Here is a 20,017-nt window from a genome sequence, read left to right on the forward strand (position 1 = left end):
GGACAATCTTGCGCGGTTCAATCGGCGGACAAAGCGCGTCTCCAAAACAGTGCAGATGCTCGAGATTACGCTCAATCTGTTCTTCAACAGACACCTCATAAGGAGTCCCAAATGAACAGTCCCCCCTTGCAGGGAGGGATTAAGGGTGGGGTACCCAAAATCAAAAAAGGCCGGGGTCACCCCCAGCCTTTCAATCTCAAATCTGAGACAAGTCTTACTTGCCCAGAGTGCTCGGCCAGGTGCCGTGCAGATCCGAACCGCGACCGTCGATGACGAAGCCGTGGGCGCCGAAGAAGTCGCGCTGGCCCTGAATGAGGTTCGCAGTGCCCTGAGCCTGACGGTAGCTGTCGAAGTACGACAGAGCAGCCGAGAGGCAGATCATTGGGAATTCGCCAACAGCGGCAGCAGCAACAACCTTGCGCAGGCTTGGGTGACTGTCCTTCATGATGTCTACGAAATCTGGAACGACGAGCAGATTGGTCGCTTCACCCTTGGCATAAGCCGAGGACATCTGGTCGAGGAAGCGCGAACGGATGATGCAGCCAGCGCGCCAGATCTTGGCGATGGTCGCGAGCGGCAGTGCCCAACCGTTTTCTTCCGAAGCCTTAGCGATAACCGCAAAGCCCTGCGCATAAGAAACGATCTTACCAGCCAGCAGTGCCTTTTCGAGGTCAGCCAGGGTCACGTCGGTCTTGCCGCGTACTGGCTTGCCATAGATGGCTTCGGCCGCAACACGTTCTTCCTTGCGCGACGAGATCGAGCGAGCAGCAACAGCGCCTTCAATGGCGGTTGCTGGAACACCCATCTGCTGAGCAACGATAGCCGACCAAACGCCGGTGCCCTTCTGGCCAGCCTTGTCGAGGATCAGATCAACGAGTGCCTTACCAGACTCTGCATCGACCGCGTCCAGCACGTGGCCGGTGATTTCGATGAGGTAGGAGTTCAGCGCACCCTTGTTCCATTCCTTGAACACGGCAGCGCATTCCTTGGCGGACATGCCCAGGCCATCACGCATCACGCCATAGACTTCAGCGATCATCTGCATGTCGCCGTATTCAATGCCGTTGTGGATGGTCTTTACGAAGTGGCCAGCGCCGCCTTCACCGAGATATGCGCAGCAGCTTTCGCCGTTGAACTGGGCAGCAATCGCCGTAAGAACAGCTTCAGCATTGTGCCACTGTTCCTTGGAACCACCGACCATGATCGATGGGCCGTGACGCGCGCCTTCTTCACCACCGGAAACACCGACGCCGAGATAGCCAATGTTCTTTGGCTTGAGGTAGTCAAAACGACGCTGCGTATCGGTGAACAGCGAGTTGCCGCATTCGATGATCGCATCGCCAGCCTCAAGGTGTGGCAACAGCTGCTCGATCATATCGTCAACCGGCTGACCAGCCTTGACCATGATGATGATAGAGCGCGGCGCCTTCACCGAGGCTACGAATTCTGCAAGATCGTACTTAGGAAGCGTCTTTTCAGACAGGCCTTGAGCCTTTGCCTCTGCTACAAACTCGTCAATGCGGACAGCAGACCGGTTGTGCACGGCAACAGTGTAGCCCTTCTCTGCGATGTTGAGAGCCAGGTTCGAGCCCATAACCGCAAGGCCGATTAGGCCGATATCCGCTGTCGACATCCAAATATCCTTCCGAAGGTCATCGTGGTCATTCTGAAGCACGCCTAATAGGCGGCGGCGATACTGACCACATCATAGCGAAAGAAGATAGGTCAGAAAGTGCAATTTCCGACCATTCCGGCCATCTTGTATGGCAGATTGCAGTCAATCTTGCACAGCTTAGTCCCCTCATCTAACAAGAACAGATAGAATTCCGGCGGAGCTGCCATGACCAAACCCACTTCGCCCTTTGATTTATCCGGAAAACTCGCACTGGTGACCGGTTCAAGCCGCGGCTTGGGATTCGCGATTGCCAAGGCAATGGCGGAGGCCGGAGCACGTATTGTGATCAACGGGCGTGACAGTCACGCTCTTGGTGATGCTGCGGCAACACTCAACGAAGCGGGTCATGACGTTAAAGCCGTGGCCTTTGACGTCACCAGCGAAGACAGCGTCGGCGACGGCATCGACTATGTTGAGCATGTCCTCGGCCCGATCGATATTCTAGTCAACAATGCAGGAATGCAGTTCCGCTCTCCCCTTGAGGATTTCCCGGCCGACCGCTTTGATCAGGTACTGACAACGAACCTCACCTCGGTCTTCTCCGTTGGTCAGGCCGTGGCCCGTCACATGATCCCGCGCCGCTCCGGCAAGATCATCAACATTTGCTCCATGCTCTCCAACGTCTCGCGCCCCTCTGTTGCCCCCTATGCGGCGAGCAAAGCAGCTGTGGCAAATCTCACCCGCGGCATGGCCGTGGATTGGGCAAAGCACGGTCTCAATATAAATGGCATTGCGCCGGGCTATTTCCTCACCGAGATGAATGAGGCCCTGAGCCAAGACGAAACTTTTAACCGCTGGATCGAACAACGCACCCCCATGGGGCGTTGGGGCCAGCCCGACGAATTAGGCGGGGCCGCAGTCTTCCTCGCTTCTGACGCTTCTCGCTTTGTGAACGGACACATTCTCTATGTCGACGGTGCCTTCTCAGCCACAGTTTGAACCCGCCCGCATCATCATCGTGATGGGCGTCAGCTCCTCGGGCAAGTCTACCGTTGGTGCAGCCCTCGGCCGCGCCCTGCACGCCCCCTTCCTTGATGGTGATCGCTACCATCCCGAAGCGAATGTCGAGAAGATGCGCGCAGGCACCCCCCTCACCGATGAGGACCGCTGGCCTTGGCTGACCGCCCTCACCGCTGCACTCAAAGACGCGGCCTCCAAAAAGAGCGTCGCAGTCGGCGCATGCTCCGCATTGAAAAAAGCCTATCGCGATTTCATTACGGCCGAAGCCGGTGAGCCTGTGCTGTTTGTCTATCTCGATGGCAGCAAAGAGGTGATTGCCGAGCGCATGGCCAAGCGCAATCACGAATACATGCCCACGTCGCTTCTCGACAGCCAGTTCGCGACGCTCGAAGTGCCCGATGACACCACCGAGCACGTCCTAAAAGTTCCGGTCACCGACAGTGTCGACAAAATCGTTCGTACCGTCGTCGCCGACCAAAAACACCTCCGTGCCTTCAAGCGCTGGCAGTAAATCAGCGCTCGTCCGGGACGCCCGGATTTCGCGATAGGCTGGCGTTGGCATAGCGGTCGTCATTCGACACATCCTTGCCAACCCAGTCGGGGATCTCCACCGCCTCGTCGAGCGCACCCATCTCCACTTCTGCCGTCACCAGCCCCTCGTGCGGACCTTCAAACACATCCACTTCCCAGGTATGATTGCCGTGCGGCACAAGATAACGGCGCTTCTCGATGACATTGGGCCGCGCCAACTCCATCAGCTGCAACCCGTCCTCAACCGGGATTTCATATTCAAATTCCGCCCGTGCCAAACCCACGGGCTTGCCCTTGAGCGTTAAAAACGCTTGGGCATCATCAACCACACGCACGCGCACTGTCGGATTGGCATTGGTCGATAGATAACCCTGACGGAAAGCCGCGCTCGACGTCACTCCGGAACGCCAACCATCGCTCGAAACAAGAAATTTGCGTTCAATTTCAATACCCATAGGGTTCTTTCCGGAATCAATCAGACAATGACTTGAATCATAATGCGAAGCGCAGGCTTTGGGTCCATGAAATGATTGAGCCACCCGTAGGTGGCTCATCCTAAACTCAAGCTTGCGGTGTAAAACTCGATGGCGGTTGTGCTGGCGCGCCCCCGAACCGCCGCCCGACATAGGTCGCCGCCTTATCCTTTAACTCAACGAATTTCTTCGTCATACCACTCAAGCGATTATCCCAAGCTGGATCAGGAGCTTGCCCCGCGATGGTTTTGAAATAGACCTCCATCATGCAGGCAATGGCGAAAGGCTCAATCAGCGCCACCTTCACCGCCCAAGCGAAGATCAGCGCGAAGACAAATCCCCCAGCCGACCAGCCACCCGGCATAAACCACACCAGCGCCGCCGCAGGCGCCAGCATCACTAGGAACACCACAAAGGCCAGCCCATAGGTGATCACAGTCAGCCAAGCCGCGTTCTTGAACATCACCTTGTAGTTCTGCCCATAGAGCACCAGCGCCGTCTTGGCACTGTCCCATGGATTGGTCGATTTGGTGCGAATGGCATAGGCCATGATCACTTCATCAAGCAGCCCCACCGACAGATTGAGGAATGCCCTCAGCACGCCCGTCAGCGATTGTATGGCCGGGATTGGGATCAGCGAGGCAATGCCATTGACGAGACCCGTAATGGCCCGCAGCACACCCTTCACCAGCTGATCGGCACCAAACAACACGCTCGCCTCAGCAAAACGCTCTTTGACGATAGCACTTGCGTGATCAATCTGCGCCCTCCCGGCGGGGATTTCGCGCCCCTCCAGCAGTTCAGACAGCACCGCGATATGGCCAGCCTTGACCACATAGAGAATATATTCGCGCAGGAAATAGATCACCCCGGCAGTCAGTGCGAAGCCTGCAACTCCGCCCCAAATCGATGATGTGGCTTGGAAATCAGCATCTCCGAAAGCGCCAACGCCCCAACCAATTCCGGCCCCAGTTCCTGTCACCAACACATAGGCGGCAGCTATGCCGAAGTAGACAACCATCCGAAACACGATGAACGGCCAAGTCTTAGCCATCAGGCCCAAAGCCCGCCCTATAGAAAAGTCCCACATGTCGCTTGTCCCTCAAGCTGTTGTTCAAGGGGGGCACTCTCTGGTAGAGGGCACATATGCCCGGACCTATGCCCACACTGCTGAACTACTTCCCTCCCACTGAACCCTACCTGAATGTCATCCACGTCGATGACGACATTCTGGTGGTGGACAAGCAATCTGGCTTGCTCAGCGTGCCGGGTAAAGACCCCAGCCTCTGGGATTGCATTCAGCATCGCGCCCACCAAACCTGGCCCACGGCTGGCATGTGCCACCGCTTGGACAAAGACACGTCTGGCGTTCTCGTCATGGCGCTGAACAAGCCCGCGCACGGCTTCATCGGCAGCCAGTTCGAGTTCCGCAAAACCACCAAGAGCTATATCGCTCGCGTGTCCGGAATTATCGAAGAGGATTCAGGCCTCATCGACCTGCCCATGTGTACCGATTGGGAAAACAAGCCGCGCCAGAAGATCGACCACGAGAACGGTCGCCCGGCGCAAACCGAATGGCAGGTGCTGGAGCGCGAAGAGAACGCGACGCGCGTAAAACTCACCCCCCTCACCGGCCGCACCCATCAGCTGCGCGTTCACATGAAGGCCCTCGGCCATGTGATTCTGGGCGATGCCTTTTATGCCTCTGGCGATGATCTCACCGCTGCCGATCGCCTCCAACTGCACGCCGCCGAATTGGGATTTACCCACCCAACGACAAAAGAGTTCATGACCTTCACGGCCCCCGTGCCATTCTGATTGGACTTTAGCAGGAGTGAAGCGTTCACAGGGGCGCTCACTCTTGCCCGATCTCTCGCGCGGGCCTATAGCAGCGAGCATATCCCCGCGCCCGAGAGAGGCCTTCATGCCCACCCGTCCGCTTCGTATCGCTCCCTCCATTCTATCCGCCGATTTCGCGCGGCTTGGCGCGGAGGTGGAAGCCATCGACGCCGCTGGCGCGGATTACATCCATATCGACGTGATGGACGGGCATTTCGTGCCCAACATCTCCTTTGGCGCGCCGATCATGAAATCGGTGCGTGGGGTCACGGGAAAGACCTTTGATTGTCACTTGATGATCGCTCCCACGGACGCCTATCTGGCCGATTTTGCCAATGGCGGCGCTGACATCATCACCGTCCACGCTGAAGCGGGTCCTCACCTGCACCGCTCGCTACAGGCCATTCGCGCGCTCGGCAAGAAAGCCGGCGTGGCGCTGAACCCAGCGACACCTGTCTCCACCATCCAGCACGTCATTGATGACGTCGATCTGGTCCTCATCATGAGCGTCAATCCCGGTTTCGGCGGCCAGAGCTTTATTCGCGAAAGCCTCACCAAGATCGCGCAGGCCCATGCGTTGATCGGCGGTCGTGACATTGATCTTGAAGTCGATGGTGGCGTCACTGCTGCTAATGCAAAAGAGATCGTCGCGGCGGGAGCCAATGTGCTCGTCGCAGGTTCTGCCATCTACGGCGGCAATGATCCGACCACTTACGCCGGTCGCATTCAGGCCATCCGAGACGCGGTAAACACGCATAATGCCTGAGCCACGCATCGAGGGACTGAGCCACATGACCTTTATCGTCGAGAACCTCGACGGCATGGAGGAAATCTTGGTGACAGTCCTCGGCGCGCGCAAAATCTATGACAGCGAGGACAAAACCTTCTCGCTCTCACAGGAGCGGTTCTTCCATGTCGGCGCCACCGACCTCTGGATCGCCATTATGCAAGGCCAGTCTCTTCCCTCGCGCAGCTACAATCACATCGCCTTCAAAATTGCTGATGCTGATTTGGAAATCTATCGCCAGCGCATCGAGGCTCTGGGGTTGGACATGCGCGAAACGCGGCCAAGGGTTGCGGGCGAAGGCCGTTCGCTCTATTTCCACGACCGCGACAACCACCTCTTCGAACTGCACACTGGCACGCTGCCCGAGCGCCTAGAGCGCTACAAGCAACCGCCAGTTGAATCACATTCCTAAGCTACAAGGCTAAGCCCATGATCCCGCGCTATTCCCGCCCCGAAATGGTCGCCAACTGGTCCGCCGAAACTCGGTTCGCCATTTGGTTCGAAATCGAGGCGCACGCGACCTCCAAGCTCGCAGAGCTGGGCGTCGTGCCCAAGGAAAGCGCTGATAAAATCTGGGAAGTGATGAATGCTCGCAAGGCCGAGCTCGGTGACTATGGCTTTGACGTCGAGCGCATCGACGAAATCGAACGCACCACCAAGCACGACGTAATCGCCTTCCTGACCCACCTTTCCGAAATCGTCGGTCCAGACGCTCGCTTCGTCCATCAGGGCATGACCTCCTCGGACATTCTCGACACCACGCTCTCGGTGCAGATGAAGCGCGCTGCCGACATTCTGATAGCCGATGTGGATGCGCTGCTCGAAGCCCTCAAGCGCCGCGCCTACGAGCACAAGAACACCATCACCATCGGTCGCTCGCACGGCATTCACGCCGAGCCGACCACCTTTGGCGTCAAACTTGCCGAAGCCTATGCCGAGTTCACCCGCAACCGCGCACGCCTCGTTGCAGCGCGCGATGAAATCGCCACCGCGGCCATCTCCGGCGCCATCGGCACCTTCGCCAATATCGATCCGTCGGTCGAAGAGTACGTCGCTGAAAAGCTTGGCCTTTCTATCGAGCCAGTCTCGACCCAGGTCATCCCGCGCGATCGTCACGCAATGTTCTTCGCCACGCTCGGCGTTGTAGCGTCCTCCATCGAACGCGTCGCCGTGGAAATCCGTCACCTGCAGCGCACCGAAGTTCTCGAAGCTGAGGAATACTTCTCCCCGGGCCAGAAGGGCTCGTCGGCAATGCCGCACAAGCGCAACCCGGTCCTCACCGAAAACCTCACCGGTCTTGCCCGCCTCGTGCGCGGCATGGTCACCCCAGCGCTCGAAAACGTTGCGCTCTGGCACGAACGCGATATCTCGCACTCCTCGGTTGAGCGCATGATCGGCCCAGACGCGACCGTCACCCTCGACTTCGCTCTGGCCCGCCTCACCGGCGTGATCGACAAGCTCGTCGTCTACCCAGAAAACATGCGCAAGAACCTCGATCTTCTTGGCGGCCTCCACAATTCCCAGCGCATGCTGCTCGCGCTTACGCAGGCCGGCTACAGCCGCGAAGACAGCTACGCTGCCGTTCAGCGCAACGCCATGAAGGTCTGGCAGCACAATGGCGATCGCGCAGGTCTCTTCGCAGCCAACCTCAAGGCCGACCCGGAAGTGACTTTGTCCGATGAACAAATCGATGCGATGTTCGACGACGCTTACCACCTCAAGCATGTCGACACGATCTTCAACCGTGTGTTTGGCGCATGAAGCTCTCTGAAGTCGACATCCTGATCTTGCCGGGCCTCTATGGCTCGCGTGATGGTCACTGGCAGGTGCGCTGGGCGGATAAAATCCGCTCGGCCGCCCTTGTTGAACAGGCCGATTGGTCAGACCCAGATCCAGAGGACTGGATCGACACCATTGTCAAAGCGGTCGAATTGGCCGAGCGCCCCGTTGTGCTTGTCGCCCATTCGCTCGGTTGCATTGCTCTGGCCAAGGCCGCCGCGCAGCTCACCGATGGCAAGGTAAAGGGCGCCTTCCTCGTCGCCCCACCAGACGTCTATCGCGACAATGCGCCGGAAGCCGTCAAGGATTTCGCGCCCGTCCCACGCGATCCCCTGCCCTTCCCGTCGCTGCTCGTTGCGTCATCCACCGATGGCTATTGCGCCCTAGAAGCCGCCGCTGATCTGGCTGGCGCATGGGGCTCAGAATTCCATGATGCGGGCGAAGCCGGGCACATCAACATCGAGAGCGGCCACGGCCCTTGGCCCGAAGGCCTGCTCATGTTCACCCGCCTGATGCAGCGCATCTAAAACAAACAAAAGCCGCCCTCCCGGGCGGCTTTTCGTTTCGGAACGTTCCGTACGCCAACAAAAAGCCCCGCCGGATCGCTCCTGCGGGGCTTTTCAAGTTAGTGCTCGAAAACGCTTAGCCTTCGTTAGCGATCTGCTCGTTGGCAACGGCAACCTGCGACGCCATCTTCTCGCGCCTGATTCCTGCACCTCGTCAAATACAGGATAGCGACACAACTGATCTGATGATTAAAAGTATATTAAACTGAAAGATTCTGCAGAAAGACGGATTTTATATGAGCAAAACAATCGACGGAAACTCGCTAGTCAGCTTCGGCGAAAACACAACCGTCAGCATGCAAACTGTACAGCATATCTACAGCAAGATAACTGGCAAAACCGAAAAACTCTCCCACATCTTCGAAACGCCGCACCTTGCACGCTTTGCAGACTTAGAACAAATCAACTCAACTATCGAGCAGGCGTGCGAGCAATACACCATTGTTTCAAAAGATTGCTTCGTGGACGTTTTTCATCTGTCCGGAGCAAAACAGACGTTCAGCTCCTTCAACAGATTCAAATTGTTTGAAGCAGGAAGCAATGATCCAACAGAAAATATCCGCCTGACGTAAAACTTCCTGATTGTGTTGCCGCAAACGAAGGAACCACAAACTTACAAAATAGAAATCAATATAAATTCCCGATCTGCTGTCGTAGAACGCGAAAGCAGAGAAATAGGAATAGCGGCATCAATCTGGAGTTTCATGTCAACCAGAACAGGATCCGTCGGCATATCCTATGTGGACTACGCTGTAGGTAAAAACTTCTACAACATTGTAAAAGGATGGTTTGAGTCTTTAGAACACGAACCCCCTAACAAGTTTGTACGCAGTGCGCAGCGTTATTCGGACCACGTCCCACGCCTACTTGCCACCCTGTCAACTGTTGTCTTTCTGTACTTTACGTGGAGCTTTGCAGCGCCAGCCTTATCTTCCCGCCCTGATAGCGGCGACGTTATCAACGCCGCGTTTTTTGCGTTAGCTGGCTTAGTAACAGTTTGGAGCCTCTCATTCGAATTCGGCAGGCTAATTGAACGAAACATCGACCGGCTCGTGCCAATTTCGTGTCTCTGCCTGAATAAGGGTGACGAACGTCTCCTGAAGCGTCAAAGAAAACACAACCAATCAAGCGCGTGGAGAGTTGGGGGGTCTATACTGGGCATAGTAGGCACTAACTGCCTTGCCAATTTAGTTTTGAGGGTCATCGGATTAACTTGAGTTACCAACAAAAAGCCCCGCCGGATCGCTCCCGCGGGGCTTTTCAAATCTCGTATCGAAAGCGCTTAGCCTTCGTTTGCGATCTGTTCGTTCGCCACAACGACCAGCGAAGCCATCTTCTGACGAATCACGTCTTCACCAACCGACACGCCCTTTGCTGCGAGGTCACCAGCGACCTTGCGGAACACGTCTTCATCGCCAGCTTCCTGGAAGTCAGCTGCAACGACTTCGGTGGCGTAAGCCTTAGCGGCATCGCCTTCCAGACCCATCAGTTCTGCAGCCCAAATGCCGAGCAGCTTGTTACGGCGGGCTTCCGCCTTGAACTGCTTTTCCGCATCGAATGCGAACTTAGCTTCCTGACCCTTCTGGCGGTCTTCGAACGCGCTCATGGTAGCTCCAATGTTGCATCTCAGCCGCATGGCTGGAGTTTCTTTCCCGACATAGGAGGTTCAGCGCCGCAAAGCAACGGTGTGCCTACGGTTCGGGCGGGAAATGCCATTCCGAATGGGCCTACAAAAGCGCTTGTTTTAGGCGCAGTAATGGCGCATATCCGGCTCAACTCCACCCTACCTATCCTTAGACAACGGATTCGATCATGAACCGTCGACGCAAAATCTATGAGGGCAAGGCGAAGATCCTTTTTGAGGGTCCAGAACCAGGCACTCTCATCCAGTATTTCAAGGACGACACAACGGCAGGCAACGGTGCCCGTCACGAGGTCCTCGACGGTAAGGGTGTACTGAACAATCGCATCTCTGAGTTCATCTTCACCAAGCTGAACTCCATGGGTATCCCGACCCACTTCCTGCGTCGCCTCAACATGCGCGAGCAGTTGATCAAGGAAGTCGAGATCATCCCGCTTGAGGTGGTTGTTCGGAACTATGCTGCAGGCTCGCTATGCAAGCGCCTCGGCCTTGAACCCGGCACCCAGCTGCCGCGCTCGATCATCGAATTTTACTACAAAGACGATGCGCTGAACGATCCAGCCGTGTCGGAAGAACACATCACCGCATTCGGTTGGGCCACCCCAGCTGAGCTCGATGACATCATGAGCCTTGCGATCCGCATCAACGACTTCCTGACCGGCCTGTTCATGGGCGTGGGCATTCAGCTCGTTGACTTCAAGATCGAAGTTGGCCGCCTCTATGAAGGCGATCTGATGCGCATTGTGCTTGCTGACGAAATCAGCCCAGACAATTGCCGCCTGTGGGACATCAAGACCCGCAACAAGCTCGACAAGGACCGCTTCCGCGAAAACCTTGGCGATCTTGTCGAAAGCTACCGCGAAGTCGCTCAGCGTCTTGGCATTCTCGTCGAAAGCGACAACGCGCTGACCACTGGTCCGCGTCTGGTTCAATAATAGTAGGTCGAGGCAGTTCAGATGAAAGCGCGCGTCACAGTCACTCTCAAGAACGGCGTTCTCGACCCACAGGGTCAGGCCATCGAAGGTTCGCTCGCGAGCCTTGGCTTCTCCGGTGTTAACTCTGTCCGTCAGGGCAAGGTGTTTGATCTAGAAGTTGCTGGAACCGATGAGGAAACTGCACGTTCTCAGATCAAAGCGATGTGCGAGAAACTTCTCGCTAACACCGTTATTGAAAACTACGCCATCGAAATCCTCAATTAACGCCTTCGGGCTAATGTTCCTGTCGCACCCCTATTGGGTGCAGGACGGTAATCTCATGCGCAAAACTATCGCTCTCTCTGTCATGTTCCTCGCATCTCTTGGCCTGCTTTTCGCGGCCTATGCGTCGGTTCCAGTCTAAACCGTCCTGCCAGACCCCGCGCGACGCTCGAGTTCGCCTCTAGCGCCTGCAGCCAAACTGGCAGCAATGGTTCAAACGAAAAAAGCCAGCTCACGCTGGCTTTTTTTGTGCCGAAGTCTTCGCGTTACGCGACCGCACGAAGCCGCTTGCTGCTCAGATCTGTCGTGAAAATATCAACGATCTGATCAAGCTCTCTCGCTTGCGCCTCTGATTGCTCGATGGCCGCGTTCATCTGCTCGACCAGCGCGGCATTATGCTGGGTCATCTCGTCCATGGTCTTCACTGCCGAGGTGACGTCTTTAATCGAGATCGCCTGCCCACTCGCATGCTGAGCAATCGCCTCCATAACGCGCATATTCGCATGCGCGGTCTCAACCATCGTCATCAGCGTCCGAGCCGCATCGGCAACAAGCTTGGTGCCGCCCATAATGTCATTGCTGCTCTTTTCGATGAGCGTCTTGATCTCGCCCGACGCCTTACCCGCGCTTTGCGCCAAGCGTCGAACCTCAGACGCAACAACCGCAAAACTCTTGCCCGCCTCGCCTGCCCGCGCTGCTTCCACTGAAGCGTTCAGGGCCAAGAGGTTGGTCTGGAAGGCGATGTCATCAATGAACTTGACGATATCACCGACCTTCTGGCTGGATTCCGTCATGCGCAGCATGGCCTGATTTGCTTCCTGCATGATCTTCCCGCCTTCGTCAGCCAGCTTGCTGACCGCGAGTGCGTTCGAACTTGCATCATTGGCCTGCTGCTCGTTGATCTCAACTGTTTGAGCCAACTGCGCCATGATGCTAGTGGTACCGACAATCGTCGACGCCTGCCGACTGGTCCGATCCGAGAGATCATTCGCGCCAGAGAGAATTTCGCCCGTCGCATCCTTCAAGGCATTCGAAGATTGTTTGAGCTGCATGACAATCTCCCCGAGCTTCTCCGCTACGGCGTTGGTGTTGTCCTGCAGGTCTGAGAACACCCCCTTGAACTCGCCTTCAACACGCAATGTCACATCCGCACGAGCGAGCGACTGAAGCACGATTTGAGTGGCACCAACACCACGCCCAATTTGATCGACAAGGCTGTTGGTCGCCTCGACAAGCTCATTGAGCGCATGATCGTCATAGTGCCCGATCATGCGTTTCGAGAAGTCCCCGGCAAGGCCCGCCTCAACCACCGCGGCGAACTCAGCCTGCATTTGTTGCATCTGCTCAGCATGATGAGCCGTTGTTTCGGCTGCGTACTGCGCCTCTTTGGCACTCGCATGGGCTTCATCCGTACGCATCGCGGCGTCCTTTGTCCGTTCCTCTGCGAGATGCAGCGCCGCATTGGTATTGATCGTCATCCAGATGAGCGCCGCTGCCTCCAGAACCAGGATCACAGCGTGCAAGGCAATCCGATCCAACCCACCCGTGCCATAGAAAACCAGATCGCTAAAGAACAGGCCTAGCGCCAAATGGTGCACCGCCACCAATGCCGTGCCCACCAGAATGGCGCGAATGTCGTAGAGGAGCGAGCACATCGCCAACGCCGCGAAAAACGCCATATGCATGTCGATTTGCATCGGACTGCCACGCATAGCGATCAGCGATGCTGAAACCAGTCCCATGAGCACAGCGACGATGAGATGCCGGCCAGTGGGACGCAGGCGGAACAGCATAAACCCTAGAGCCATCATCCCAGACAGGGCCACGGCGAGATATGTGGCCATGCCAAATTCGCCGAAGCGGACATATTCAACAGCGATAGAACTGATGGCCAGAATAGCGCAGAGAGTGCTCAGTGCGAGCAGCACCCGACTTCGAAATAGCTCAAGGCTCATGCTTCAAGTCCTTCTATTGGGGCACAAAGACCGCGTGCAGAGGTGATGAGCAGCGCCCCATATTTGATGACCCTGGTTGCGAAGTCCGGGTCGGGTGCGACTGCGACGAGGATATTTGAGAAGCGCGTACCACCAGCCAGTGTCCCCCCTGCACTGATGATCGCTGAGACCGCTGCTGGTTCATCGAACCACGGCGGAAATATAACCCCTACCTCGCCGGTTTCCGGAGGCAGATGGTAGCCAATCACGAGAGTGACCAAGGTCAATAGCGCCGTGGCAAATGCCAGAACGCCCGCAAATCTATTCTCGGCTACGGTTCCTAGGCGCATACATACCCCTCCGCGGAATAGTGTCGGCCCTGACGAAATGCCTTGGACGGCATAAGGATGCCCCCTAAGGATTTGCGTTTTATGAATTTTGACACCGTGTAGCTGCGTAACTCGTAAAAAAATACGAGGGATTTTACAGGTTCGGGCCAAGAACTTATTTTTGAGCACCGTCAATGCTCAAACCTTCGTCATTGCGGCATGACAGCCCATTGCCTTCTGGCTCAACTGCGCTACAGAGAAGCAACGCAAGGAGAGTGATTTGGAATTTTCCCTCACTTTGGTCATTGGCGCCGGGGTCTTGAGCTTTTTGAGCCCCTGCGTACTGCCGCTGGTTCCGCCCTATCTGACCTATATGAGTGGCGCGAGCTATGATCAGCTCAGAGCTGAAGCCAATGCCCCCGGCAAGCTGACGCTGCGTGTCGCCATCACGTCGCTCTTCTTCATTCTCGGCTTTTCGATCATCTTCATTGCGCTCGGCGCGACGGCGACCGCATTTGGCCAAGCTTTCCGCCAGATCCTGCCGATCCTCACACCCGTCGCTGGTGTGGTGATCATCGCAATGGGCCTGCACTTCCTCGGCGTGTTCCGCATCGGGATTTTGGATCGACAGGTCCGCCACCACGGCCCCGGCATGGCATCAGGCCCGCTCGGCGGTTTCCTTCTCGGCCTTGCCTTCGCTATTGGCTGGACGCCATGTATTGGCCCCGTCCTCGCGGCTATTTTGTCCGTTGCCGCAAGCCGCGATAGCGCCACAGAAGGCGCCATGCTACTCGGCCTCTACTCGCTTGGCCTCGGCATCCCATTCTTCTTGGCGGGCATCGCGATCGGCCCGTTCCTCACCTTCTTCCAGAATTTCAAAAAGCATCTGGGCGTGGTCGAGAAGATCATGGGCGTGATCCTCATCATCACCGGGCTCTTGTTCATCACCGGCAATTTCACCCGTATCTCGTTCTGGTTCCTCGAAACCTTCCCGGTACTGGCAACCTTCGGCTAAAGCCTAGAACAGATTTTGTGATCGCAGCGAAACATGGCCTTTGCGGCCGATGATGATGTGGTCATGTAGAACTATGCCCAAAGGACGCGCTACATCGTTGATTTCTTTGGTCATGCGTATATCCGCCGCCGACGGCGTCGGATCACCCGACGGGTGGTTATGCACCAAGATAATCGCGGTCGCTGACAGCTCCAGTGATCGCCGGATCACCTCACGCGGATAGACGGGTGTGTGATCCACAGTCCCCGTCTGCTGGACCTCATCGGCGATAAGCTTGTTCTTCTTATCGAGGAACAAAATCCGGAACTGTTCGATATCCTCATAGGCCATTTGACCTTTGAAATAATCGAGCAGCTGCGTCCACGACGAGAGAATTGGCTGATCCCGCACAATCTGGTCACGCCCATAGCGCTGGGCAACAGCCTGCATCACCTTAATATGGGCGATGGAGGTCTCTCCCAGCCCCTTCATCTCTTTGAGACGCAGTGGCGATGCGGAAAGCACTTCTGAAAATGAACCAAAGCGCGCGATAAGGTCTTTGGCGAGCTGCTTGGTGTCCCGCTGCGGAATGATCATATGCAGCATGAGCTCTAAAAGCTCATAGTCGGCGAGTGCTTCCCCGCCGACTGTTCGAAAACGCTCCCGCGCCCTTTCCCGATGTCCCAGATAATGCGGCTGAACCGCTTCACCTATTCCATCGCCGGGCTTGGGAGGTTTGCTCATTTACCCTGTCGCACCGCCAAAGGATTGAACAGGCCACCGGGCGAGAGCGTGAAGATCTCGCAGCCCGTTTCGGTAACGCCAATGCAGTGCTCGGCTTGTGCCGTCAGCGTCCGGTCCCGCGTCACCGCCGTCCAACCGTCAGCCAAAACCTTCACATGCGGCTTGCCGAGGTTGATCATCGGCTCGATGGTGAAAATCATCCCCGCCTTGAGCGGAATGCCCGTGCCCGCCGTACCATAGTGCAAGATGTTTGGCTCATCGTGGAACACGCGTCCCAGCCCATGCCCGACGAAATCGCGCACCACGCTCATGCGTTCGCTTTCCGCCACCGACTGAATAGCCGCGCCAATATCACCAGTGGTATTGCCCGGTTTCACCGCTGCGATACCGGCCTCAAGGCTGGCATAGGTGGTTTCAATCAGGCGCTCCGCTTTGCGGCCGATTTCGCCAACCGGATACATGCGGCTCGAGTCGCCGTGCCACCCGTCCACCACCAGCGTCAGGTCAATATTGACGATATCGCCCTCGCGCAGCGGACGTTCATCAGGAATACCGTGACACACGACATGGTTGATCGAGGTACACAGCGAATGCCGGAACCCGCGGTAGAACAACGTCGCTGGAACAGCGCCATGATCCCGCGCGAACTCATAAGCCACCCGATCAATGGTCGAGGTCGGAACGCCCGCCTCAACATATTGGGTGAGAATATCCAGCGCCTGCGCGGTCAGCTGGCCAGCCTTACGCATGCCCTCAAAGCCCTCTGCGCCATGCAGGGGAATCACATTGGGTTGGCGGCGAGCCTTCGTGCCAGCGTCGACATAGGTAATCATATTGGTCTCCTGAGCCCCCAAAATAGGCCGCTCTGACGCCAATGAAAAGAGCGCAGGGCGTCACGGCTGATTGTGCGGTGTAAAGCTTGACGCCAGCGCAGGCTTGGCCCATCCAATTGCGTGCAAGGAAGGTCCCAAATGACACAGCAGAATGAGCGCGTTACCGCCGGGATGATTGTCATCGGCGATGAGATTTTATCCGGTCGCACCAAAGATGTGAACATCGGCGCCGTCGCCGATTTCTGCACAGATCTCGGGATCGACCTCACTGAGGTCCGCGTGGTCAGCGATGAGATGGATCACATTGTTGACGCCATCAACGCCCTGCGCGCGCGCTACACCTATGTCTTCACCTCCGGCGGCATCGGCCCAACACACGATGACATCACAGCCGATGCTGTGGCCGCAGCCTTTGGCGTAGACCTCCCGATCAACGCCCAAGCCCGCGCTATGCTTGAGGCGCGTTGGAAGGAAAGCGGCACCGCGCCGAACGAAGCGCGCCTGCGCATGGCCCGCATTCCGGTCGGCGCGGATCTGATCGTCAACTCCGTTTCTGCCGCCCCCGGCTTCCGCATCGGCAATGTTCACGTCATGGCCGGCGTGCCCGTCATCATGCGCGCCATGCTCGAAGCCATCGGCCCAACCCTCAAGGGCGGCCGCAAATATCTCTCGCGCACAATCAAAGCCGGTGTCGGCGAAGGCACCATCGGGGCGCCTTTTGCAGCACTGCAGGCCGAGTACCCTGACGTCAAAATGGGCTCCTACCCGCAAATGGGCACTGGCCGCGCCACCACAGATCTTGTGCTGCGCTGCCCCGATGAGGCCCGTCTCGATGAGGCCGCCGAGAAAGTCTTGGCCATGGTTGCGCAAGCCCATATCAACGCAGGGATTGCCGCACCACAGATTGGATGATTGGCGGAACGCTCTAGCTTTGCTAAAGAGCGTTCCTCTCTTTTTCAGTTCCTAGGCCTGCGCCCTCCAGGAGAACAGCTTTGAGCACCAATAATCAGAAGAATTTTCCTGTCACCTGGGATCAGTTCCACCGCGACAGCCGTGCTCTCGCATGGCGCCTGGCCGGCATGGGCACGTTCGACGCCGTCGTCGCCATTGCCCGTGGCGGTCTCGTTCCAGCCGCCATCGTGGCGCGTGAATTGAACATCCGCACCGTCGAAACCGTCGCCTGCAAGAGCTACGATCACCAGAACCAGTCTGGCATCAAGGTTCTCAAGGAAATCTCCCAGCCGATCCTCGATCTCGCCCGCAATGGAGGCAAGATCCTTATCGTTGACGATCTCGTGGACACCGGCAACACCGCTCGCGTCGTTCGCGAAATGCTCCCCGGCGCCCACTTCGCCACCGTTTACGCCAAGCCTAAGGGCCGCGAACTGGTCGACACCTTCATCACTGAAGTGTCGCAGGACACGTGGATCTTCTTCCCATGGGACCTCGACGTCGCATACGTCGCCCCAATCTCCGGCGGCACCGACTGATTTTTCGGTTCTGAGAACCAAACAAAAAAGGCGCTCCGCAAGGTGCGCCTTTTTTGTTTGTACGGGGGCGTTGATCGGCCGAAATTCAAGCCCGTCCTACACCGCCATTGCTCGACTTGATCGGGCAATCCAGTGCTGCGCAGAAAAGCACTTGGACCACCCAGTCAGACTGAGTGATCAGGCGTGTGCCTTGCCCGGCCTATGCGCAAGGACACTCAGGGCAACACTAACGAGCATCAAGATGATCGCAGCCATCTCCAGCGTGTTCGGGAAGCGCTGTTCCCAAAGGAAGCCGTAGAGCAGCGCAAAAAGGGTTTCGAACAGAACCATAGGCCCAATCAGCGTCAACGGCAGGAGGCGCGTGACATGGTTCCAGAGTGCGTTGGCAATCAGCGAGGCAAAAAGGGCAAGCGCGGCGCAAACGAGCAGCAGATTGATCCAAACCTCAGCTTCGCTTGGTAGGACGCCCGCTTGAAGCGCAATGGGCAAAACCATCAGGCCCTGAAGCCCAGTGACGACCCCGAGAATGAGATTCCAATCCTGCGCAGACATGGCAGTGTGGCTGTTGAGGTAAAAGCTATTACCGACGGCAAATATGGTCCAACTGACGAGTGCGGCGATGGCGAGAAATAGCCCAGTCACCGGCGCATAGGCGACCGCAGTTTCGCCTTTGAGCATGGCGTCGATCGTGATGCAGGCAATGGCGCCGCAGCCGAGCGCCAGCGCTGGCCACAGCTGCCGCAGCGACACCGCGCCTTCCCGGAAAGACCCTACCAGGGCCACGGTGACGGGAATAAAGCCAATAATCAGCGTGGAAAGCGGCACCCCTGCCATCAGGATGGCATTGGCCAGCAGCAGAAAGTAGAGCGTGTTGCCAGCAATCGAGAGGCCGAAGGCAATGGCAAGGTTCCGCAAGATGAGGTGCGGAAGAATGTGCTTGAACCGGAACAGCAGCAGAGGCGCGGCGAGTAGGCCGTAGGCAATGTAACGCCCGGCGACCAAAAGACTTGGCGGGAAAGCGCCGGCCAAAGCCGGGGCAAGAAAGACGAGGCCCCAAAGGGCGCCCGTAATCACGGCCAGGGCGATGCCAAGAGTGGTAGTTTTGGTCAAGGTCATAGGGGGAATTGAGGAGCGGCAGGAACGGTACATTCCTACATTCGTGTGCCTGCCGAAGATACCCCACCCCTCGCCTCACTGATGGGGCGAGCGAGCGCAAATAAATGGGTCTCTCCGTAGCGCCGGAAATGTCTCGATACCGCCCTAGAGAGCACGGTGTTTCAATGGGCTTGGACTGTATCGTGGAGGCGAGGCGATGGGCGGACGCGTTGACGAATACTGCATTAGTGTGTATTTATACACATGAAGAGTGCCGAGGTGATTAGGCTCATCCAGCAGGCGGGGTGGTTTGAGGTGGCGCGGCGGGGCAGTCACGTCCAATTCAAACATAATGATCTTGTTGGGTGGGTGACCGTGCCGCATCCGAAACGCGATATCCCTTTGGGGACATTGCGCAGCATTGAGAAACAGTCGGGCGTGCAACTGAGATGAGCAAATACAAGAGCTACATTGGCCTGATCCATCGGGACGAGGAGAGCGATTTTGGCGTGTCTTTCCCTGATTTTCCGGGCGTGATCACCGCCGGAGAAACATTGGACGAGGCGCGGGCCTTGGCCGAAGAGGCACTGAGCTTTCATGTTGAAGGCATTGTTGCAGACGGCGAGGCTGTGCCGGAGCCGTCGAGCCTAGAGCAGGTTATGGCCGAGCCGGACAACCAAGACGGCGTGGCAATTTTAGTTTCGGTGCGTGCCAATGCGCCAAAGGCGATACGGGTGAATGTGACACTGCCCGAAGATGTCTTGGCGCAGATCGACGAATACTCGCAAACCCATGGTTTTACCCGATCAGGCTTTTTGGCGCTGGCGGCGAAGCGGGCAATGGAAGAGAGCTAGAGACAGTATGGGACGCCCCTGCGCTAGTGCCCAATACAGTCGCCCCTTCCCATTGCACTGGCACCTTGAGAATACTGAGGGGCAACCCGGCAGCGGTGGCGTCCTGCTGATTTGTGCGCAACGATATGCTTGCGCACACGAGCTCAGCGCATAACGTGAATTACCGCATTGAATTTGAATGAGAAAATTTTTGGTGCGGGCGGCGGGACTTGAACCCGCACAGCTATCGCCGAGGGATTTTAAGTCCCTTGTGTCTACCGATTCCACCACGCCCGCATTTGGCTGGTCGGGCAGTG

General features: G+C 57.1%; 25 protein-coding genes and 1 tRNA gene. 16 read left to right on the forward strand and 10 right to left on the reverse strand.

Annotation, left to right across the window (positions count from 1 at the left end; translation table 11 throughout):
• Positions 1-214 precede the first annotated feature (214 nt).
• Positions 215-1,633 (reverse strand): NADP-dependent phosphogluconate dehydrogenase, encoded by a 1,419-nt coding sequence (gene gndA / locus JHC09_RS16245; RefSeq protein ID WP_199532841.1) that lies wholly within the window; start codon positions 1,631-1,633, stop codon positions 215-217.
• Positions 1,634-1,840: 207 nt separating this feature from the next.
• Here gndA and JHC09_RS16250 point away from each other — a divergent pair, with 207 nt between their 5' ends.
• A complete protein-coding gene (locus JHC09_RS16250) occupies positions 1,841-2,614 on the forward strand; it encodes an SDR family oxidoreductase (RefSeq protein ID WP_199532842.1) in 774 nt (257 codons plus the stop codon).
• Positions 2,583-3,146 carry a gluconokinase gene (locus JHC09_RS16255; protein ID WP_199532843.1) on the forward strand — a complete coding sequence of 188 codons (564 nt, stop codon included), beginning with the start codon at positions 2,583-2,585 and terminating at the stop codon, positions 3,144-3,146. Before JHC09_RS16250 ends, JHC09_RS16255 begins: the two co-directional genes overlap by 32 nt.
• Before the next feature lies 1 nt (position 3,147).
• On the opposite strand, the gene JHC09_RS16260 is transcribed toward JHC09_RS16255, so the two are convergent.
• Together JHC09_RS16260 and JHC09_RS16265 are read right to left on the reverse strand one after the other, a co-directional pair.
• Positions 3,148-3,621 carry a CYTH domain-containing protein gene (locus JHC09_RS16260; RefSeq protein WP_199532844.1) on the reverse strand — a complete coding sequence of 158 codons (474 nt, stop codon included), beginning with the start codon at positions 3,619-3,621 and terminating at the stop codon, positions 3,148-3,150.
• A 106-nt stretch (positions 3,622-3,727) separates the two neighbouring features.
• Positions 3,728-4,729: a hypothetical protein gene (locus tag JHC09_RS16265; protein ID WP_199532845.1), complete on the reverse strand. Its 1,002-nt coding sequence runs from the start codon at positions 4,727-4,729 to the stop codon at positions 3,728-3,730.
• Positions 4,730-4,785: 56 nt separating this feature from the next.
• On the opposite strand from JHC09_RS16265, the gene JHC09_RS16270 reads away from it, so the two are divergent.
• The 6 genes from JHC09_RS16270 to JHC09_RS16295 all read left to right on the forward strand — a co-directional run bounded on the left by JHC09_RS16270 (position 4,786) and on the right by JHC09_RS16295 (position 9,182).
• A complete protein-coding gene (locus JHC09_RS16270; protein ID WP_169195033.1) occupies positions 4,786-5,457 on the forward strand; it encodes an RluA family pseudouridine synthase in 672 nt (223 codons plus the stop codon).
• Positions 5,458-5,563: 106 nt separating this feature from the next.
• Positions 5,564-6,244, forward strand: coding sequence for a ribulose-phosphate 3-epimerase (gene rpe / locus JHC09_RS16275; RefSeq protein WP_199532846.1), 681 nt, complete (start codon positions 5,564-5,566; stop codon positions 6,242-6,244).
• Entirely contained in the window at positions 6,237-6,677 is a 441-nt protein-coding gene (gene fosX / locus JHC09_RS16280; RefSeq protein ID WP_210338186.1) for a FosX/FosE/FosI family fosfomycin resistance hydrolase, read from the forward strand. Before rpe ends, fosX begins: the two co-directional genes overlap by 8 nt.
• 17 nt (positions 6,678-6,694) lie before the next feature.
• The gene (purB, locus tag JHC09_RS16285; protein WP_199532847.1) at positions 6,695-8,026 is read left to right on the forward strand and encodes an adenylosuccinate lyase; all 1,332 of its coding nucleotides are present in this window, start codon (positions 6,695-6,697) and stop codon (positions 8,024-8,026) included.
• A complete protein-coding gene (locus tag JHC09_RS16290; RefSeq protein WP_199532848.1) occupies positions 8,023-8,571 on the forward strand; it encodes an alpha/beta hydrolase in 549 nt (182 codons plus the stop codon). Before purB ends, JHC09_RS16290 begins: the two co-directional genes overlap by 4 nt.
• A gap of 275 nt (positions 8,572-8,846) precedes the next feature.
• Positions 8,847-9,182, forward strand: a complete 336-nt coding sequence (locus JHC09_RS16295) for a hypothetical protein (RefSeq protein ID WP_199532849.1) — start codon at positions 8,847-8,849, stop codon at positions 9,180-9,182.
• A gap of 710 nt (positions 9,183-9,892) precedes the next feature.
• Here JHC09_RS16295 and JHC09_RS16300 read toward each other — a convergent pair.
• Entirely contained in the window at positions 9,893-10,216 is a 324-nt protein-coding gene (locus tag JHC09_RS16300; protein WP_199532850.1) for a DUF1476 domain-containing protein, read from the reverse strand.
• Between the two features lie 206 nt (positions 10,217-10,422).
• On the opposite strand from JHC09_RS16300, the gene purC reads away from it, so the two are divergent.
• Genes purC through JHC09_RS17130 form a run of 3 tightly spaced genes read left to right on the forward strand, consistent with a single transcriptional unit; the run spans position 10,423 to position 11,590 of the window.
• Positions 10,423-11,187 (forward strand): phosphoribosylaminoimidazolesuccinocarboxamide synthase, encoded by a 765-nt coding sequence (gene purC / locus JHC09_RS16305; protein WP_169195044.1) that lies wholly within the window; start codon positions 10,423-10,425, stop codon positions 11,185-11,187.
• 21 nt (positions 11,188-11,208) lie between these two features.
• Positions 11,209-11,451 carry a phosphoribosylformylglycinamidine synthase subunit PurS gene (purS, locus tag JHC09_RS16310; RefSeq protein ID WP_169195045.1) on the forward strand — a complete coding sequence of 81 codons (243 nt, stop codon included), beginning with the start codon at positions 11,209-11,211 and terminating at the stop codon, positions 11,449-11,451.
• Between the two features lie 13 nt (positions 11,452-11,464).
• On the forward strand, positions 11,465-11,590 hold the full coding sequence (locus JHC09_RS17130) for a hypothetical protein (protein WP_282567595.1): 126 nt from the start codon (positions 11,465-11,467) through the stop codon (positions 11,588-11,590).
• A gap of 124 nt (positions 11,591-11,714) precedes the next feature.
• Here JHC09_RS17130 and JHC09_RS16315 read toward each other — a convergent pair whose 3' ends face one another.
• Together JHC09_RS16315 and JHC09_RS16320 are read right to left on the reverse strand one after the other, a co-directional pair.
• On the reverse strand, positions 11,715-13,403 hold the full coding sequence (locus JHC09_RS16315) for a methyl-accepting chemotaxis protein (protein WP_199532851.1): 1,689 nt from the start codon (positions 13,401-13,403) through the stop codon (positions 11,715-11,717).
• Complete coding sequence (locus JHC09_RS16320) at positions 13,400-13,732, reverse strand: hypothetical protein (protein ID WP_199532852.1); 333 nt, start codon at positions 13,730-13,732, stop codon at positions 13,400-13,402. The genes JHC09_RS16315 and JHC09_RS16320 overlap by 4 nt, the downstream gene beginning before the upstream one ends.
• 259 nt (positions 13,733-13,991) lie before the next feature.
• Here JHC09_RS16320 and JHC09_RS16325 point away from each other — a divergent pair, with 259 nt between their 5' ends.
• Positions 13,992-14,726 carry a cytochrome c biogenesis protein CcdA gene (locus tag JHC09_RS16325; protein ID WP_199532853.1) on the forward strand — a complete coding sequence of 245 codons (735 nt, stop codon included), beginning with the start codon at positions 13,992-13,994 and terminating at the stop codon, positions 14,724-14,726.
• Positions 14,727-14,729: 3 nt separating this feature from the next.
• On the opposite strand, the gene radC is transcribed toward JHC09_RS16325, so the two are convergent.
• Positions 14,730-15,449, reverse strand: a complete 720-nt coding sequence (radC, locus tag JHC09_RS16330; protein ID WP_182394021.1) for a DNA repair protein RadC — start codon at positions 15,447-15,449, stop codon at positions 14,730-14,732.
• Positions 15,446-16,282 carry a type I methionyl aminopeptidase gene (gene map / locus JHC09_RS16335; protein WP_199532854.1) on the reverse strand — a complete coding sequence of 279 codons (837 nt, stop codon included), beginning with the start codon at positions 16,280-16,282 and terminating at the stop codon, positions 15,446-15,448. Before map ends, radC begins: the two co-directional genes overlap by 4 nt.
• A 138-nt stretch (positions 16,283-16,420) precedes the next feature.
• Between map and JHC09_RS16340 the strand changes: the two genes are divergently transcribed.
• Positions 16,421-17,194, forward strand: a complete 774-nt coding sequence (locus tag JHC09_RS16340; RefSeq protein WP_169195051.1) for a competence/damage-inducible protein A — start codon at positions 16,421-16,423, stop codon at positions 17,192-17,194.
• An 80-nt stretch (positions 17,195-17,274) separates the two neighbouring features.
• Positions 17,275-17,772, forward strand: a complete 498-nt coding sequence (gene gpt, locus JHC09_RS16345) for a xanthine phosphoribosyltransferase (protein ID WP_169195052.1) — start codon at positions 17,275-17,277, stop codon at positions 17,770-17,772.
• 177 nt (positions 17,773-17,949) lie between these two features.
• Here gpt and JHC09_RS16350 read toward each other — a convergent pair whose 3' ends face one another.
• Complete coding sequence (locus JHC09_RS16350; RefSeq protein WP_199532855.1) at positions 17,950-18,888, reverse strand: DMT family transporter; 939 nt, start codon at positions 18,886-18,888, stop codon at positions 17,950-17,952.
• A 243-nt stretch (positions 18,889-19,131) separates the two neighbouring features.
• Here JHC09_RS16350 and JHC09_RS16355 point away from each other — a divergent pair, with 243 nt between their 5' ends.
• Together JHC09_RS16355 and JHC09_RS16360 are read left to right on the forward strand one after the other, a co-directional pair.
• Positions 19,132-19,320: a type II toxin-antitoxin system HicA family toxin gene (locus JHC09_RS16355; protein ID WP_199532856.1), complete on the forward strand. Its 189-nt coding sequence runs from the start codon at positions 19,132-19,134 to the stop codon at positions 19,318-19,320.
• On the forward strand, positions 19,317-19,721 hold the full coding sequence (locus tag JHC09_RS16360; protein WP_199532857.1) for a type II toxin-antitoxin system HicB family antitoxin: 405 nt from the start codon (positions 19,317-19,319) through the stop codon (positions 19,719-19,721). Before JHC09_RS16355 ends, JHC09_RS16360 begins: the two co-directional genes overlap by 4 nt.
• A 191-nt stretch (positions 19,722-19,912) precedes the next feature.
• On the opposite strand, the gene JHC09_RS16365 is transcribed toward JHC09_RS16360, so the two are convergent.
• A tRNA-Leu gene (locus JHC09_RS16365) sits at positions 19,913-19,997 on the reverse strand.
• Positions 19,998-20,017: the final 20 nt, after the last annotated feature.

The sequence above is a fragment of the Devosia sp. MC532 genome, from assembly GCF_016461625.1.
Lineage (GTDB): Bacteria > Pseudomonadota > Alphaproteobacteria > Rhizobiales > Devosiaceae > Devosia.